Genomic DNA, 17295 nt, shown 5'->3' on the forward strand with positions numbered 1-17295 from the left:
CGTCCATGCTCCGTGCCTTCCTTGCCGATCCGGCGGCGGCCACCAGCGGCGCCACTCTGCGGAGGGTCATCTGCAGCGGCGAGGCCCTGCCGGGCGACCTCGCCCAGCGTTTCGGCACGGTGCTGCCGGGCGTCGAGCTGCACAATTTGTACGGGCCGACCGAGGCGGCCGTGGATGTCACCTACCACCCGGTGTCCGTCGGCGACGTGACTTCGGTACCGATCGGCCGGCCGGTCTGGAACACCCAGACGTACGTTCTGGATCCCTGGTTGCGCCCGATTCCGGCCGGCTTCGTCGGCGAGCTCTACCTGGGCGGCGTACAGCTGGCTCGGGGTTATCTGAACCGCCCCGCCCTGACCGCCACCCGCTTCGTCGCGGATCCGTTCGGCGCTCCCGGCGCCCGGCTCTACCGCACCGGCGACCTGGCGCGCCTGCGCCCGGACGGCGTCCTCGAATATGCCGGCCGCACCGACGACCAGGTGAAGATCCGCGGCCAGCGGATCGAGCCGGGCGAGATCGAGGCCGCGCTGCTCGCCGTCCCCGGCGTCGACGCCGCCGCGGTGGTCGCCCGCGCCGACGGCCCCGCCGTCCGCCTCGTCGCCTACGTGGTCGGCGCCGGGTATGCCGACCTGGCCACCGCGCTGGCCGCCACGCTGCCCGAACACCTGGTGCCCGCGGCATTCGTCCAGTTGGACTTGTTGCCGCTGAGCCCCAACGGAAAGCTTGACCGCCGACGGCTACCGGCTCCGGACTTCGCTGCCCGGGCCGGCGCTGACGACCCCCGCACGCCGGTCGAGGAGTTCTTCGCCCGCGCGGTTGCCGACGTCCTGGGCCTTCCCCGGGCCGGCGTGCGGGACAGCTTCTTCGCCCTCGGCGGCGACAGCATCCTGGCCCTGCAACTGACCGCCCGAGCCCGGGCCGCGGGCTGGCAACTGACCGCGCGTGACGTGTTCGCCCACCCGACGGTGGAGGGCCTGGCGGTCGCCGCCGCCCGCCCCGCGGTCGTTGCCGAGGACACCACCGAGGCCTGGGGCGACATCCCGGCGACGCCGATCATGCGCGACCTGGCCGTGGCCGACCCGAACCTGACCCAGTCGATGCTGTTGACCGCCCCGGCCGGCCTGACGGAGGCCGGCCTGGCCGACCGTCTGCAGTACCTCCTGGACCGGCACGACGTGCTGCGCGCCCGCTGGACCGGCGACGGCCTGCACGTGCCGGCGCCCGGTTCGGTCCGCGCGACCGACCTGATCGGCGCGGCGCTGGACCCGGCCGCGGGCCGCATGCTGCGCGCCGAACTGCGTGGCGCCCAGCTTCTCCTGGAGATCCACCACCTGGCCGTGGACGCTGTTTCCTGGCCGATCCTGCTGAGCGACCTCGCGGCCGGCGGCGGCGACATCAGTGCGCAGCGCGGCACCTCGTTCCGGGCCTGGGCGGTGGCCCTGCCGCGCGCTGCGCGTGAGCGGGCCGGTGAGCTTGAGCATTGGGAAGAAGTGCTCGGCGGGCCGGCCGGATATCTCGGCGACGTCGCTCTCGACCGGGAAACCGACACCCTCGGCACGCTCGACCACGTCACGGTCAGGCTGGAGGAAGCCCGGACCGCACCGTTGATCGGCGAGATCCCGGCCGCCTATCGGGCGAACGCTCAGGACGTGCTGCTCTCCGCGCTGGCCGCCGCGGTCGGCGGCGACGACCTGGTCGTCGAGCTGGAGGGCCACGGCCGCGAGGAACAGTTGCGACCCGGCGCCGACCTGTCCCGCACCGTCGGCTGGTTTACCACCGTCCACCCCGTGCGTCTCGCCACCGGCCGGGAGACAGATCCGTCCACCCTGCTCAAGCAGGTCAAGGAGACGCTCCGCGCCGTCCCGGACAACGGCATCGGCTACGGCCTTCTGCGTCACCTGAACCCGGATACCGCCGGGCGGCTCGCCGCGTTCGCCCCGCCGCCGGTGCTCTTCAACTACCTCGGACGCATCGGATCGGCAAGCGACGACGAACTGGCGCCCGAGGTGTGGACCCCGGCTCGCGGCGAAGGGCTTCGCGGGGACGCCGGAGACTCCACTCCCGCGAAGCATGTGCTGAACCTCGAGGCGACCGTTCTAGAAGGCGAACTGGTGCTTTCCGCCTCGTACCCGCGAAGGGTTCTAGAAGAAAGCGCCGTGCGGGATCTTCTCGGGCGATGGACCGATGCTCTCGCCGCCCTGGCGGCGGAGCCAGGGGCCGGTGGGCTCACTCCGTCGGACGTGCTCGCTGCGGTGGGGCAGGACGACCTCGATGAGCTGGGCGGACGCTACCCGGGCTTCGTCGACGTGCTTCCGCTGACTCCGCTGCAGGAAGGGCTCTTCTACCTGCATGCGCTGGACGGGACCGATGTCTACACCGTTCAGCAGCAGCTCGAGCTCGAAGGTGAGGTCGATCCGGGCCGGCTGCGGGCGGCCGCCGCCACGCTGCTGCGGCGGCACCCCAACCTGCGGGCGGCCTTCACCACGACCGCCGGTGGGACTCCGGTGCAGGTTGTTCCGGGCGAGGTCGAGGTCGACTGGGGCTACCGCGAGGTGTCCAAGGACGACGCCGACCGGCTCGCTGACGAGGAACGTGCCCGGCCCTTCGACCTGGAACGGCCGCCCCTGCTGCGATTCCTGCTGCTCCGGCTGGCCGGCGCGCATTACCGGCTCGTGCTCACCCAGCACCATCTGCTCGTCGACGGATGGTCCGGGCCGTTGGTCGCCCGGGAGCTTTTCACCGCGTACGCCGGGAAAGCACCCACGCCGAGCCTCGCCTACCGTGACTATCTCGCCTGGCTGGGCGACGCCGACGCCGATGCGGCACGCGAGGCCTGGCAGCAGGCGCTGGACGGGCTCGCCGAGCCGACCCTGGTCGCGCCGGGCGGGAAGCCGGGGCTGCCGGCCGAGGTGACCGGGCAGCTTCCGCCGGCCGCCGCCGAACTGGCGCGCCGTCTCGGCGTCACGCCGAACACGCTGGTCCGGGCGCTGTGGGCGGTGCTGCTCGGGCGGCTCACCGGGCGCGACGACGTGGTGTTCGGCGCCACCGTCGCCGGGCGGCCGGCCGAGCTGGCCGGGGTCGAGGAGACGATCGGGCTGTTCATCAACACACTGCCGGTGCGGGTGCGGCTGCTGCCGGGGGAGAGCTGGCGGGCGTTCCTCGCCCGGGTGCAGGACGAGCAGGCCGCGCTGCTGGCTCATCAGCATCTCGGGCTGGCCGCGATCCAGCAGATGGCCGGGCTGGGGGAGCTGTTCGACACGCTCGTCGTCTTCGAGAGCTATCCGGTCGATGCGGATCGACTCGACGACAGCCAGCGGGCCGCCGGGGTCAAGCTGGCCGGGGTCGAGAGTCGGGACGCCACGCACTACCCGCTGACGCTGGTCGCGGCCGAGGACGATGGGTTGCACCTCGCTCTGGAGTACCAGCCGTCCCGGTTCGACAACGCCACGGCCAGACTTCTGCTGGACCGGTTGATCGCGCTTGCCAACGAAGTGGCGAGCGATCCAGAACGCTCGGTCGAGAGTTCTGATGCGCTCACCGCCGAGGAGAAGCGGCGGATGCTCGTCGACTGGAACGCCGGTGACCTTGCGGTCACCCCGGCGACCCTGCCGGGTCTGGTGCGAAGCTGGGCTCAGCGCACCCCGGACGCGACGGCTCTGGTGGTGGGCAAGACCCGATGGACGTACGCCGAACTGGTCGCCGATGCCGAAACCCTGGCCGCCACCGTCGTCGCGACGGGCGGCGGGCCCGGCCGGATCGTGGCCCTGTTGCTGCCGCGCGGCGCTCACATCGTCCCGGCGATCCTGGCGGCGATGATGTCCGGCGCCGCCTACTTGCCGATCGACCCGGAGTATCCGCCGGCCCGCATCGCCGCGATGATCGACGACGCCAAGCCGGTCGTCACGCTGGCCGTCTCGTCGACGACCGGCCTGCTGCCCCCGGACGCGCCGCGCCTCGTGCTCGACCGGCTGGCGGCGGGAGGCGATCGGCCGGCGCCGGCCGATCGGGAAGAGGCTGCCGGGTTGGCCGCAGCCGGCGGAGAGGCTGCCGGGTTGGCCGCAGCCGGCGGAGAGGCTGCCGGGTTGGCCGCAGCCGGCGGAGAGGCTGCCGGGTTGACGCCGGCGCGCGGAGACGCCGTCGGGCTGACGGCGGCGGGCGGGGAAGCCGTCGGGCTGCCCGCGATCACGCCGGACTATCCGGCCTACGTGATCTACACGTCCGGGTCGACCGGTAAGCCCAAGGGCGTTCTCGTGCCGCACCGCACCGTGGTCAACCTGTTCGCCAGCCATCACGACCGCATCCTCGGGCCGGCTGCGACGCGGCTCGGCCGGCCGTTGCGGGTCGCGCACAACTGGTCGTTCGCGTTCGACGCGTCCTGGCAGCCGCTCCTGGCGCTGCTCGGCGGCGACGAGCTGCACCTGGTCACCGACGAACCCCGCCGCGACCCCGGCCTGCTGGCCGCCCTGCTGCGGGACAACGGCATCGACATGATCGAGGTCGCACCGTCGCACCTGGACCAACTGGTCGCGTCCGGCTTCGACGCCGCCGGTCTCGCGGTGCTGGGTGTCGGCGGCGAGGCGGTCCCCGACCAGCTCTGGACCGCCATGGCCGAACTCCCGCACACCGAGTCCTACAACTTCTACGGGCCGACCGAGTGCACGGTCGACGCGGTGGTGCAGCGGGTCAAGGAGGTGCCGCGGGCCATCATCGGCCGGCCGGTGGCCAACACCAGCCTCTACGTCCTGGACCGCCGGCTGCGCCCGGTTCCGCCCGGCGTGGCCGGAGAGCTCTACATCGGTGGCGCCGGAGTTGCACTCGGCTACCTCAACCGTCCAGAACTCTCCGCGCAGCGTTTTATAGCGGACCCGTGGGCGCGGGGTCAGCGGATGTACCGCACCGGCGACGTCGTCCGCTGGACCGCCGAGGGCCGCATCGACTACCTGGGCCGCGCCGACGACCAGGTGAAGATCCGCGGCCACCGGGTCGAGCTGGGCGAGGTGGCCGCGGTCCTCAGCGAGCACCCGGAGGTCGGGCCGGCCGTGGTCATCGCAGACAACGGGCGGCTCGTCGCCTACGCGGTAACCGGGCTCGACCCCACCGCGCTGCGGAACTGGGCCGCGGAACGACTCCCGGCCTATCTGGTGCCGGCCGCCGTCGTCCCGCTGGACGCGCTGCCGCTGACGGTCAACGGCAAGCTCGACCGGGCCGCCCTGCCGAAGCCGTCCTTCACCACCACCGGCCGCAAACCGGCGGGCGCCGCCGAGGAACGCCTGGCCGCCCTCTTCGCCGAGGTGCTCGGCCTGACCGAGGAAGGCGCCGAGATCGGGGCCGAGGACAGCTTCTTCGACCTGGGCGGCGACAGCATCGCCGCGATGCGGCTGACCAGCCGCGCCCGCGCCACCGGCATCGACCTGCGCCTCCGCGACCTGGTCACACTGCGCACCATCGCCGCCCTCGCGGAAGCCGGCACCGAACGGCCCGTGGCCGTACCGAACAAGGAGGGTGCAGCATGACCCGCGGCGAACTGCTTCGCTGGTCGGTCCGGGATTCGCGGGCCGGGCTGGCCGCCTCCTGGATCGGTGGCCTCGGCTACCAGGCCGGCCTCATCGCGCTGCCCTGGTGCCTGGGCCGCGCCCTCGACCAGGGCATCACCGGCGGCAACCGCAGCGACCTCATCCGCTGGGCCGTCGCCACCCTCGCCGTCTCGGTTGCGCTGACCGCGGCCGAATGGGCGATGCGCTGGTGGGCCACGCTCGCCGGCGTCCGCACCGGCAACGCGCTGCTCATGCGCCTGGCCGGCCGGGTGCTCGGCTGGGACGCCGCCACCGCGAACCGGTTCACCGCCGGCGACCTGGTCGTCCGCGGCACCCGCGACGTCGAGCAGATCACCATCTGGCTGTCCACCGTGCCGTCGCTGGCCAGCGGCGTCATCGGCCTGATCGCGGTGCTGATCGTGGTGGCCACCCTGGACCCGCTGCTCGCGCTGATCGGGCTGGCCACGCTGCCGCTGCTCATCCTGGTCAACCTCTGGTACCCGCGCCGCTACGACCGGGCCAATGAGGCATTGTCGGCCGCGCACGGCGCCCGCGCCGACGCGGTCGAGGACCTTCTCTCGGCCAGTACGGCGGTGCGCGGGCTCGGCGGCGAGACGGTGCTGGTCGAGCGGCATCATGAGGCATCCCGCACCGTACGCGATCGGACTCTTGCCCTGGCCCGGGTTGCGGCCGGCTGGTCGGCGCATGCGCCGTTCGTCCCATGGCTGGCCACCGCGGCCGGGGTGGCAGTGGGCGGCCTCGCCGTGCTGGACGGCCGGTTCTCGGTCGGTGGCCTGGTGGCGTTCGCGAGCTGGATGGCGCTGCTCGGCCGCCAGGTGATGATGCTGACGCTGCGCTTCAACCAGCTCGGCGACGCGTGGACCGCGGCCGGCCGGATCGGCGTGGTCCTCGACGCGGCACCCACGCTGGCCGACCCGGCGGAACCGCTGCCCATCGCCGGCGGCCCGCTGCGGACGAACGCGGTAACCGTGCACCCGCCCGGCCGGGAACCGCTGACCCTCCCGGACGTCACGGTCGAGCCGGGCGAGTTCGTGGCGATCACCGGCGCGGTCGGCACCGGCAAGTCCACCCTGCTGCGCCTGTTCGCGCGCTTGGCCGACCCCGCGACGGGCCAGGTCACGCTGGGCGCAAACGACCTTCACAAGCATGCGATCGATGACGTACGGGCGGAGATCACGCTCGTCGGCCAGCGTCCCCTGCTGCTGTCCGGGACGATCGCCGAGAACCTGCGCCTGGGCCGGGACGGCGTCACCGACGAGCAGATGCGTGACGCCTGCCGCCGGGCCGCGATCCTGGGTCACATCGAGTCGCTGCCCGACGGGTTCGGCACCGAGCTCGGCGAACGCGGCTCCACCGTCTCCGGCGGCCAGGCGCAACGCCTCGCGCTCGCCCGCGGCCTGCTCCGGGGCAGCCGGATCCTGCTGCTCGACGACGTGACGTCGGCCGTGGACGCGGCCACCGAGCAGCACCTCCTGGACGGCCTGCGGGAGTCCGGCACCACGATCGTCTTCGCCACCTCACGCCCGGCCGTGGCCGCGCGCGCCGACCGGGTCGTCGACCTCGGCGTACACGATGGAGAGCTGGTCCATGGCTGACGTACGCCTTCTTGCCGAAGAGCCCGACCAGCGGCACGTGCTCCGGCGCGCCTGGCCCCACCTGCGCCGGCACCGGGCCGCGATGGCCGCCGCCGTGACCGTCAATCTCCTGGCGACCCTGGCGCTGACCCTGGTCCCGGTGGTGATCGGCCGGGCGGTCGACGAGCTGATCGACGGCGACCGCCACGGCCTGCTGGTCGCCGCCGCGGTCGTCTTCGCCCTGGTGATCGCCCGCACGCTGCTGCTGCGCTGGTCGGAGCTGCTGCTCATCCGCACCGGCGAGAAGGTCGTGCACGACCTGCGCGACCTGGTCGTGGAGCGCCTGGGCCGCACCCCGCTGCGGTTCCTGGAGGCCCATCGCGGCGGCGACCTGCTGCAGCGCGCCACGGTAGAGATCAGTGAGCTGGCCGCGTTCGTCCGCGGCCAGTTGCCCGACCTGATCTCGCTGGCCGGCTATGTCGTGTTCGCCACGGTCGTGCTGATCACCTCGTCGTGGCAGCTGTTCACCCTGCTGCTGGTCGTGTTCGCACCGCCGATGTGGCTGCTGACCCGGATCGTCCGCCGCACCGCCGAACGCTCCTACCCGGCCGAGGCCGCCGCCCGGTCGACGCTGACCGCCACCTTCGCGGAGAGCCTGCTGGCCCGCGAGCAGTTGCAGATCGACGGCGCCACCAGTACTTGGCTGGCGCGCCTGCGCGGCGACACCGGCGACTACTACCGCAAGGCCCGCACCGCCCAGCGCGCCGCCACCTGGATCGACGGCACCTGGATCGTCCAGGGCATAACCAGCGCGGCCCTGCTGATATCCGGCGGCATCATGGCCGCGAACGGCTCCATCTCGGTCGGCGTGGTCGTCACGTTCATGCTCTCCAGCCGCGACCTGTTCAGCTCAGTCGACGACCTCACCCTGGTGGTCGGCGACCTCTTGGAAACGCGCGTCGGCCTGGCCCGCCTGCTCGACCTGCTGGACGCGACCAGGCCGGCTCCATCGCAACGATCGGCCACCGAGGTGACGCCCGCCCGGGGCCTCACCGCCGAGGCCGTCACCTACAGCTACCGGGCCGGGGAGCAGGTGCTGCACGGCATCAGCGTGCACTTCGGGCCGGGTGAGCACGCCGGCATCGTCGGCGAGACCGGGTCCGGGAAGACGACCCTCGCGAAGCTGTTGTGCGGGCTCTATCGGCCCGACTCCGGGGCCGTCCGGCTAGGGGGCGCGGACCTGTCCGCCCTGGACGCCGTCGAGCTGCGCCGGCGGCTCGTGCTCATTCCGCAGCAGGTCCACATGATCGCCGGCAGCCTCGCCGACAACCTCGCTCTCGCCCCGGGCAAGAAGAGCCGGGCCGACTTCGCCGCCGCCGCCGAGGCCCTCGGCCTGACCGCGTGGGTCGGTTCGCTGCCGGACGGCTTCGACACCGATCTCGGCCGGCGCGGAGAGCGTTTCTCGGCCGGTGAGCGGCAGCTCGTCGGGCTCGTCCGGGCCGCGCTGACCGACCCCGAGGTGCTGATCCTCGACGAGGCCACCGCCGACCTCGACCCGGACACCGCCCGGCGCATCGAGGAGGCCCTGACCCGGCTCCGCCACGGCCGCACCGTGCTGGTCATCGCCCACCGCCCGACCACCATCGACCGCCTGCCCCGCATCGTCCGCCTGCACGACGGCCACGTCGCGGCAGAGCACGCGGCAGAGCACGACGGCCGCGTCCCGAAAGAGGAGGAGTCATGCCCCTGATCGACGTCGGCGGTGTCCGGCTCAACTACGAGGACCGCGGGGCGGGGCCTGGCGTTCTGCTGCTGGCCGGCACCGGGGCCCGCGGCCGCACCTGGCATCTGCACCAGGTGCCGGCGCTGGTCGCGAGCGGTTTCCGGGTGGTCACGTTCGACACCCGGGGCTTGCCGCCGTCCGACACGCCGCCGCTGGTGACGATGTCTGACCTGGTCGCCGACGCGGCCGGGCTGATCGAGCGGCTCGGCCTCGGACCGTGCCGGATCGCCGGCTCGTCGATGGGCGCACGGGTCGCCGCCGAGTTGTGCCTCCGCCGGCCGGAGCTGGTCGATCGGGCCGTGCTGATGGCCACGTTCGGCCGACCCAGCGCCTTCCTCGATGCCATCTCCAAAGGGGAGCGGGCGCTGCAGGAAGCCGGCACCAAGGTCCCGGAGGAGTACCGGGCGGCGGTGCGGGCCGCGCTCAACCTGTCGCCGCGCACGCTGTCCGACGATCGCGCTGCACAGGACTGGCTGGACATCTTCCAGATCCCGCTGCCGGGAGATTTAGATGGTTCGGCGAGCCGGCTGGAAGCCGACGAAAACGTCAACCGCTTCCCGGCGTACGCCGAAATCGGTGTGCCCTGCCTTGTCGTCGGCTTCGCCGATGACCTGATCGCCTCGGCAAAAGGGTGCCGTGAGGTGGCGGCGTCGATTCCGGGCGCTCGCTACGCGGAGATCCCGGACGCCGGTCACTACGGCTACCTGGAGCAGCCGGCCCAGGTCAACGCGGAACTCGTCCAGTTCCTGACAGAGGAGAAATCATGATCACCGCGCGCGAGGCCGAACTCGTCTGGCACGACCTCACCCCGAGGCTGCTCGAAGTGCGCCGGGTGGAGCGGCTCACCCCGCGGATGGTTCGCGTGACCTTCGGCGGTGAGCAGCTCGACGGATTCTGCTACGGCGCGCCCGACGACCATGTGAAGGTCTTCTTCCCGGAAGGTGGTGCGGAGCTGCCGGTCATGCCGACGCTGGGGGAGGAGGGGCTGGAACCCCCGCCGCCGGGCGCGCCGCTGCCGATCTTCCGCGACTACACGGTCCGATACGTCCGGCCGGCCGAACGTGAGCTCGACATCGACTTCGCCCTGCACGGTCACGGCCCGGGCGGGTCCTGGGCGGCCCAGGCGACGGTGGGCCAGAAGCTCGGCATCCTCGGCCCGCGCGGCTCCACCGTGGTGCCGCTGACCTTCGACTGGTACCTGCTCGGCGCCGACGAGACCGCCCTGCCGGCCCTCGCCGCGTGGCTGGAGCAGTTGCCCGCGGACGCCCGCGTGATCGCGTTCGCCGAGGTCGCCGACGAGCAGGAGGAGCAGCCGCTGGCCCGGGAGATCCGCTGGCTGCACCGCAGCCGGGGCGAATCGCTGACGACAGCGATCCTGGAAACCGCGCCACCGGAGGGCGACGGCTACGTCTGGGTGGCGGGCGAGGCCACCGGCCTCAAACCGATCCGCCGGTACGTCCGGGGCACCGGCCACAACCGCAACTGGGCGGAGATCGACGGCTACTGGAAGCGCGGCGTGGTGAACCTGGATCACCACGAGGACGACAATGAGTAGCCCACTGCCGGGTCTGGACGCGCACGTCCTGCTGGTCTTCCTGCTGCAGGTCGCGCTGCTGCTCGGGCTGGCGCTCACCCTCGGCCGCCTGGCGGTGCGGATCGGGCTGCCCGCCCTGGTCGGCGAGCTGCTCACCGGCGTCCTCATCGGACCGTCGCTGCTCGGCGAGTTCGCCCCCGGCCTGCTGAAGTTCGTGCTGCCCGCCGACGCCGGCCAGCTGCACCTGATCGACGCGGTCGGCCAGATCGGCGTGCTGCTGCTGGTCGGGGTGACCGGCATCCAGCTCGACACGACGATGCTGCGCAGCCGCGGCTCGGCCGGGGTGAAGGTCAGTCTTTCCGGCCTGCTTCTGCCGCTGGCTCTCGGCATCGGCGCCGGTTTTCTGGTGCCGGCCGCGCTGCTCACCGACGGCACCGATCGTGGGGTGTTCGCCCTGTTCCTGGGCGTCGCCATGTGCGTGACGGCGATCCCGGTGATCGCCAAGATCCTCGCCGACATGAACCTGCTGCACCGCGACATCGGCCAGCTCACCCTGGCCGCCGGCACGGTGGACGACGCGGTCGGCTGGTTCCTGCTGTCGGTGGTCTCGGCGGCCGCGACCACCGGCGTACGCGCCGGATCGGTCTCTCTGTCCTTGATCTATCTGGTGGGTTTCCTGCTCGTCGCGTTCCTGATCGGCCGGCCGGTCGTGGACCGGTTGATGCGGCGAGCACCAAGCGGCCCCCGGGTGACGATCACGGTCGTCGTGATCATCCTGGGCGCGTCGGTCACCCAGGCGCTGAAGATGGAGGCCATGTTCGGCGCCTTCATCGCCGGCATCCTCATCGGCCGGGTCCGCCGGCACGACGACCAGCTGTGGAAGGACCTGACCCCGCTGCGCACCGTGGTGCTCAGCGTGTTCGCGCCGATCTTCCTGGCCACCGCCGGCCTGCGGATGGACCTGACCGCGCTCGCCGATCCCAAGGTGCTGCTGGCCGCGATTGCGCTGCTGGTGGTGGCGATCGCCGGCAAGTTCGCCGGGGCCTATCTCGGCGCCCGGATGGCCCGGCTCGGCCATTGGGAGGGCATCGCGCTCGGCGCCGGCATGAATGCCCGCGGAGTTGTAGAAGTCGTTGTCGTCACGACCGGTTTGCGCCTCGGGGTGTTGTCGATCGCGACCTACACAGTTGTCGTTCTGATCGCGGTCGTGACCTCGGTGATGGGCCCGCCGATCCTGCGCTGGGCGATGTCCAGGGTGGAACAGACCCCGGCCGAATCGGAGCGCGAGTTGGTGCTTGCCGGCGGCCCTAGTTAGGTTAGGCTCGCCTTACAAATGAAGGAGGACCATTGACCGGGATTGCGCTCGTCACCGGCGCCGGCCAAGGCATCGGCCGCGCCGTGGCGGTCGGTTTCGCCGCCGAGGGCTACCGGGTGGCCGCCGTCGACCGCGACGCCAAGGGGGTCGAGCGGCTCGCCGCCGAGCACGACGACATCACGGCCTATGTGGCCGATGTCGCGGACTCCGCGGCGGTCGAGGCCACCGTCGCCGCCGTCGAACGCGATCTCGGCCCGATCGAGGTGCTGGCCAACGTGGCCGGCATTCTCCGCACCGGAAACATCGTCGATCTGTCCGATCAGGACTGGCAGGACACGTTCGCGGTCAACGCCGGCGGCGTGTTTCACGCCAGCCGGTCGGTCGCCCAGCGGATGACCGCCCGCCACCGCGGCGTCATCGTCACGGTCTCGTCCAACGCCGCCGGCATCCCGCGCGGCGGCATGGCCGCGTACGCCGCGAGCAAGGCCGCCGCCACCCTGTTCACCAAGAGCCTCGGCCTGGAGCTGGCGCCCTACGGCATCCGCTGCAACGTGGTCGCCCCCGGCTCCACCGACACCCCGATGCAGCGGCAGCTGTGGGCCGGCGACGGGCCGGCCGGAGTCATCGCCGGCGACCCGCACGCCTTCCGCACCGGCATCCCGCTGGGCCGCATCGCCGAGCCGGAGGACATCGCCGACGCCGTCCTCTTCCTGGCCTCGGATCGGGCCCGGCACATCACCATGCACGACCTGTACGTCGACGGCGGCGCCACGCTCCGCGCCTGAGCACGTCCGAGCAAGGGAGAACCACCCGTGACCACCGTCTCCGCCACCAGCACCGGTGCCGAGCTGATCGCCGGTTACCGGCCGGGCGAGTCGTCGCTGTTCGCGTCACCACGCGGCACGCTTCTCGCCGAAGGCACGTACTTCGCCGTCCCGCCGTCGTCCCGCCCCGACGCCCAGGCCGACCTGGCCCGCCGGGTCGAGGCCGTGCTCGGTGTCGCCGAGGCGGCCGGCCACGAGGTCCGCGCCGTCGTCGGCGCGGTCCCGTTCGCCCCCGGCGCCCACGCCCGCCTGGTCGTCCCGATGCGGCTGAGCCGGGGCAGCGCGCCGGCTGCTTTCGTGAATCGGGCAATCCCGGTCGGCATCCGCTCGGTTCGTCCGGTGCCCACACCGGACGGTTACCGCGATGCCGTGGCCCGCGCCGTCAAGCAGATCCAGGACGGCCGCTACACCAAGGTGGTGCTGTCGCGCTCGCTGCGCGTCGAGGCGAACGGCTTCGACCCGGCCCCGGCGGTGCGCGCGCTGGCCGGCCGCGACCCGGGCGGCTACACCTTCGCCGTCGACCTCGGCGCCGGCCGCACCCTCTTCGGCGCCAGCCCCGAGCTGCTGGTCTCCCGGCACGGCCGCACCGTCACCGCCAACCCCCTCGCCGGTTCGGCCGCCCGCAGCGCCGACCCGGCGCAGGACGCCCGCCGCGCCGCCGCCCTGCTCGCCTCGGAGAAGGACCGGCACGAGCACGCCGTGGTCAGCGAGCAGGTGGCTGACGTGCTGCGGGAGTACTGCAAGGACCTGATCGTCCCGGAGGAGCCGTCGGTCGTCGGCACCGCCCGGATGTGGCACCTGTCCACGCTGATCACCGGTGAGATCGCCGACGAGTCGGTGTCCGCGCTGGAGCTGGCCACCGCCCTGCACCCGACCCCGGCGGTCTGCGGCACCCCGACCGAGGCGGCCCGCGCCGCGATCGCCGAGCTGGAACCCTTCGACCGGGAGTTCTACACCGGCATGGTCGGCTGGGTGGACGCGAACGGCGACGGCGAGTGGGCCGTCACCATCCGTTGTGCAACGGCCGACTCCGAAGGTCTGGAACTCTTCGCCGGGGCAGGTGTGGTCGCCGACTCGGATCCGGCGGCCGAACTGGCCGAGACCACCGCCAAGCTCGGCACCCTGCTCACCGCGCTGGGCCTGGACGGCGACGATGTGGCCTGACGACTTCGCCGCCCGCTACCGCGAACGCGGCTACTGGACCGGCCAGACCCTGTTCTCGCTCGTTTCCTCGAATCAAGATCGGGTCGCCGTCGTCGACGGCGACCGCGAGGTCACCTATGAACAGCTCCGGGACCGCGCCCTGCGCCTGGCGGCGGGCTTCCACCACCTGGGCGTACGCCGTGGCGACCGGGTCGTGGTGCAACTGCCGAACGTCGCCGAGTACTTCGAGGTGATCTTCGCGCTGTTCCGGCTCGGCGCTCTCCCGGTCTTCGCCCTGCCCGCCCACCGCGCCGCCGAGATCGGCTACTTCTGCGAGCACACCGAGGCCGTCGCCTTCGTCACGACCGACGTGCACGAGGGCTTCGACCACCGCACGCTGGCTTCCGCGGCGGGAAAGGCGACGACGATCGTCGCGGGCGACCCGGGCCCGCATGTCGCACTTTCTTCGCTGTACCGAGACCCGGCCGGGCTCGAAGACGGCCCGGAGTCGCACGAGGTCGCGTTCCTTCAGCTCTCCGGCGGCAGCACCGGCCTGCCCAAGCTGATCCCGCGCACCCACGACGACTACCTCTACAGCGTGCGCGCCAGCGCCGACATCTGCGGCCTGACCGCCGACAGCGTCTATCTGGCCGTCCTGCCGGTGGCGCACAACTTCACGATGTCCTCGCCCGGCGTCCTCGGCGCCATGCACGCCGGCGCCCGCATCGTGCTGGCCCGCCGCCCCGACCCGGCCACCGTGCTGCCACTCATCGCGGTCGAACGCGTGACCATCACCGCCGTCGTCCCGCCCCTGGCCCACCTGTGGCTGGACGCGGTTGCCGGGATGACCCCGAAGCCCGACCTCTCCAGCCTGCGGGTGCTCCAGGTCGGCGGCGCCAAACTGGCCGACACGGTCGCCGAACGGGTCGAGCCCGTTCTCGGCTGCCGGCTCCAGCAGGTCTTCGGCATGGCCGAGGGGCTGGTCAACTACACCCGGCTCGACGACCCCGACGAGATCGTGCTGCACACCCAGGGCCGGCCCATCTCACCCGACGACGAGGTCAGAATCGTCGACGACGCGGACCAGCCGGTCGCGGCCGGCGCCGTGGGGCATCTGCTGACCCGTGGCCCGTACACGATCCGCGGTTATTGGCGGGCCGACGAGCACAACCGGGAAGCGTTCACCGCCGACGGTTTCTACCGCACCGGCGACCTGGTGCGCAGCGACGAAAACGGCTACCTCGTGGTCGAGGGCCGGGCCAAGGACCAGATCAACCGCGGCGGCGAGAAGATCGCCGCCGAGGAGGTGGAGAACCACCTGCTCACCCACCCGGCCGTGCACGACGCCGCGGTGGTCGCCGTCCCCGACCCCTACCTCGGCGAACGCACCTGCGCGTTCGTGGTCGCCCGGTCCGGGGAGCCGGCGCCCACCCTGCCGGCGCTGCGCGCCTATCTGCGGGAACGCGGCCTCGCCGCCTACAAGATCCCCGACAGGGTGCGGATGCTCGACGCGTTCCCGATCACCGGAGTCGGCAAGGTCAGCCGCCGGGAGCTTCGTGCGGCCCTGCGCGACAAAGCCACCGAGAAAGGCTGATCCGATGCTGCCACGCATCACGGCGTACTCCATCCCCACCGGTTTCGGCCTCGCCCAGGCCAAGGTCGGCTGGCGTCCCGACCCGAGCCGCGCCGCCCTGCTCGTGCACGACATGCAGAACTACTTCCTGGCCCCGTTCGGCACCGCCGACCAGGCGCTGATGGCCCGGGTCGTGGACAACATCGCCGCGCTGCGCAAGCACGCCCACAACGCCGGGATGCCGGTGATCTTCTCGGCTCAACCCGGCGGCCAGTCGCTGACCGAACGCGGCCTGCTGCAGGACTTCTGGGGCGACGGCCCGCCGCCGGACGAGCACGCCCTCGCCATCCACGACGCGCTGACTCCCGGCGACGGCGACGTGCGGATCACCAAGCGCCGCTACAGCGCGTTCGTCGGCACTTCGCTCCCGGAACTCCTGGAAGGCCGGGACCAGCTGATCATCACCGGCGTCTACGCGCACATCGGCGTGCTCGCCACCGCCCTCGACGCGTTCATGCGCGACATCCAGCCGTTCGTGGTCGCCGACGCGGTCGCCGACTTCAGCCCGGCCCACCACCGCGACGCGCTACGACACGTGGCCGAACGCTGCGGCGCGGTCGCCACCACCGCCGAGATCGCCGATTCCCTGTGAAAGGCAAATTCATGCAGGACAACGAGGTGTACGACGTGGTCGGCATCGGATTCGGCCCGTCCAACCTGGCCCTCGCCATCGCCGTCGAGGAACACAACGCCCGCTGCGCGTCCGATGCGGATCAGATTCGCGCGGTGTTCCTGGAGAAGCAGGACGACTTCGGCTGGCACCGCGGCATGCTGTTCGAGGACGCGACGATGCAGGTGTCCTTCCTCAAGGACCTGGTGACGATGCGGAACCCGGCCAGCGACTACAGCTTCGTGTCGTACCTGCATGCCCACGACCGCCTGGCCGACTTCATCAACTACAAGAGCGTGTACCCGCTGCGCGTCGAGTACCACGACTACATGGCGTGGGCGGCCGGCCGGATGAAAGACTACGTCCGTTACGGCCACACCGTCACCGGCGTGACCCCGGCCGCCGGCGGCACCCTGCTCGACGTGACCGCCGAGGGCCGCACCTTCCGGGCCCGCAACATCTCGGTCGCGGTCGGCCTCGAATCCAGCCTCCCGCCGGACATCCAGCCCGCCGAGCGGGTCTGGCACAACCTCGACATCCTGCACCGGGCGGCGACGTTCGACGTCCCCGAGCCGCAGCGTTTCATCGTCGTCGGCGCCGGCCAGAGCGCCGCCGAGTCGGTGTCGTTCCTGCACGAGCGTTACCCGACCGCCGAGGTCTGCTCGGTCTTCTTCCGCTACGGCTACAGCCCCGCCGACGACAGCAATTTCGCCAACGGCATCTTCGACCCGGACGTGGTGGACCTCTACTTCGACGCCCCCGAGGACGTGAAGCGGATGCTGTTCGACTACCACCGCAACACCAACTACTCGGTCGTCGACGGCGAACTGATCACCGACCTCTACCGCCGCGCCTACCGCGAGAAGGTCCTCGGCCGCCCCCGCCTGCGCATGCTGAACGCCTCCCGGGTGACGGATCTGGCGGCCCGCCCCGACGGCGTCAGCGTCGTCGTCGAGCACCTGCCCTCCGGCGAGCGCCAGCACCTGGACGCCGACGCCATCGTCTACGCCACCGGTTACCGCCCGGTCGACGTGACCCGCATGCTCGGCACGGCCGGCTCCCTGTGCCACCGCGACGACGAAAACCTCCTGCGTGTACGCCGCGACTACCGGGTCGTCACCGACGACAGCCTGCGCGCCGGAATCTACCTGCAGGGCGGCACGGAGCACGCGCACGGAATAACGTCCACACTGCTCTCCGCGGTGGCCGTCCGCTCGGGCGAGATCGTCACCTCGATCGCGGCCGGCGAGCGCGCTCCGGTGCCGGACCCGCTTTCCCGGCCACTGGCGATGATCGGTGACCGGTGACCCGCCGCCGACGTCGG

Annotated in this window: 11 protein-coding genes (1 of these 11 running past the window's edge); all 11 read left to right on the forward strand. The window is 72.0% G+C overall.

Annotation, left to right across the window (positions count from 1 at the left end; translation table 11 throughout):
• Tightly spaced (at most 32 nt apart), the 11 genes in view from AB0E90_RS30560 to AB0E90_RS30610 form a layout consistent with a single transcriptional unit that may run on beyond the window.
• Window positions 1–5513, forward strand: the final stretch of a protein-coding gene (locus tag AB0E90_RS30560; RefSeq protein WP_360413429.1) for an amino acid adenylation domain-containing protein. It extends 6715 nt beyond the left edge of the window; only the last 5513 of its 12228 coding nucleotides appear in the window; its start codon lies beyond the left edge, outside the window; the stop codon is at window positions 5511–5513.
• Window positions 5510–7150: an ABC transporter ATP-binding protein gene (locus tag AB0E90_RS30565; protein WP_360413432.1), complete on the forward strand. Its 1641-nt coding sequence runs from the start codon at window positions 5510–5512 to the stop codon at window positions 7148–7150. The genes AB0E90_RS30560 and AB0E90_RS30565 overlap by 4 nt, the downstream gene beginning before the upstream one ends.
• Window positions 7143–8879 carry an ABC transporter ATP-binding protein gene (locus tag AB0E90_RS30570; protein ID WP_360413435.1) on the forward strand — a complete coding sequence of 579 codons (1737 nt, stop codon included), beginning with the start codon at window positions 7143–7145 and terminating at the stop codon, window positions 8877–8879. Before AB0E90_RS30565 ends, AB0E90_RS30570 begins: the two co-directional genes overlap by 8 nt.
• Complete coding sequence (locus AB0E90_RS30575; RefSeq protein ID WP_360413438.1) at window positions 8870–9679, forward strand: alpha/beta hydrolase; 810 nt, start codon at window positions 8870–8872, stop codon at window positions 9677–9679. The genes AB0E90_RS30570 and AB0E90_RS30575 overlap by 10 nt, the downstream gene beginning before the upstream one ends.
• The gene (locus tag AB0E90_RS30580; RefSeq protein WP_360413441.1) at window positions 9676–10467 is read left to right on the forward strand and encodes a siderophore-interacting protein; all 792 of its coding nucleotides are present in this window, start codon (window positions 9676–9678) and stop codon (window positions 10465–10467) included. The genes AB0E90_RS30575 and AB0E90_RS30580 overlap by 4 nt, the downstream gene beginning before the upstream one ends.
• On the forward strand, window positions 10460–11761 hold the full coding sequence (locus AB0E90_RS30585) for a cation:proton antiporter (protein ID WP_360413444.1): 1302 nt from the start codon (window positions 10460–10462) through the stop codon (window positions 11759–11761). Before AB0E90_RS30580 ends, AB0E90_RS30585 begins: the two co-directional genes overlap by 8 nt.
• A gap of 32 nt (window positions 11762–11793) precedes the next feature.
• On the forward strand, window positions 11794–12546 hold the full coding sequence (locus AB0E90_RS30590) for a 2,3-dihydro-2,3-dihydroxybenzoate dehydrogenase (RefSeq protein WP_360413447.1): 753 nt from the start codon (window positions 11794–11796) through the stop codon (window positions 12544–12546).
• A 27-nt stretch (window positions 12547–12573) separates the two neighbouring features.
• Window positions 12574–13749 carry an isochorismate synthase gene (locus tag AB0E90_RS30595; RefSeq protein WP_360413450.1) on the forward strand — a complete coding sequence of 392 codons (1176 nt, stop codon included), beginning with the start codon at window positions 12574–12576 and terminating at the stop codon, window positions 13747–13749.
• Window positions 13739–15322, forward strand: coding sequence for a (2,3-dihydroxybenzoyl)adenylate synthase (locus AB0E90_RS30600; protein WP_360413453.1), 1584 nt, complete (start codon window positions 13739–13741; stop codon window positions 15320–15322). The genes AB0E90_RS30595 and AB0E90_RS30600 overlap by 11 nt, the downstream gene beginning before the upstream one ends.
• A gap of 4 nt (window positions 15323–15326) precedes the next feature.
• Window positions 15327–15953, forward strand: coding sequence for an isochorismatase family protein (locus tag AB0E90_RS30605; RefSeq protein ID WP_360413456.1), 627 nt, complete (start codon window positions 15327–15329; stop codon window positions 15951–15953).
• An 11-nt stretch (window positions 15954–15964) separates the two neighbouring features.
• Window positions 15965–17278, forward strand: a complete 1314-nt coding sequence (locus AB0E90_RS30610) for a SidA/IucD/PvdA family monooxygenase (RefSeq protein WP_360413459.1) — start codon at window positions 15965–15967, stop codon at window positions 17276–17278.
• Window positions 17279–17295 lie beyond the last annotated feature (17 nt).

This window comes from Actinoplanes sp. NPDC026619 (assembly GCF_040638295.1).
GTDB lineage: Bacteria > Actinomycetota > Actinomycetes > Mycobacteriales > Micromonosporaceae > Actinoplanes.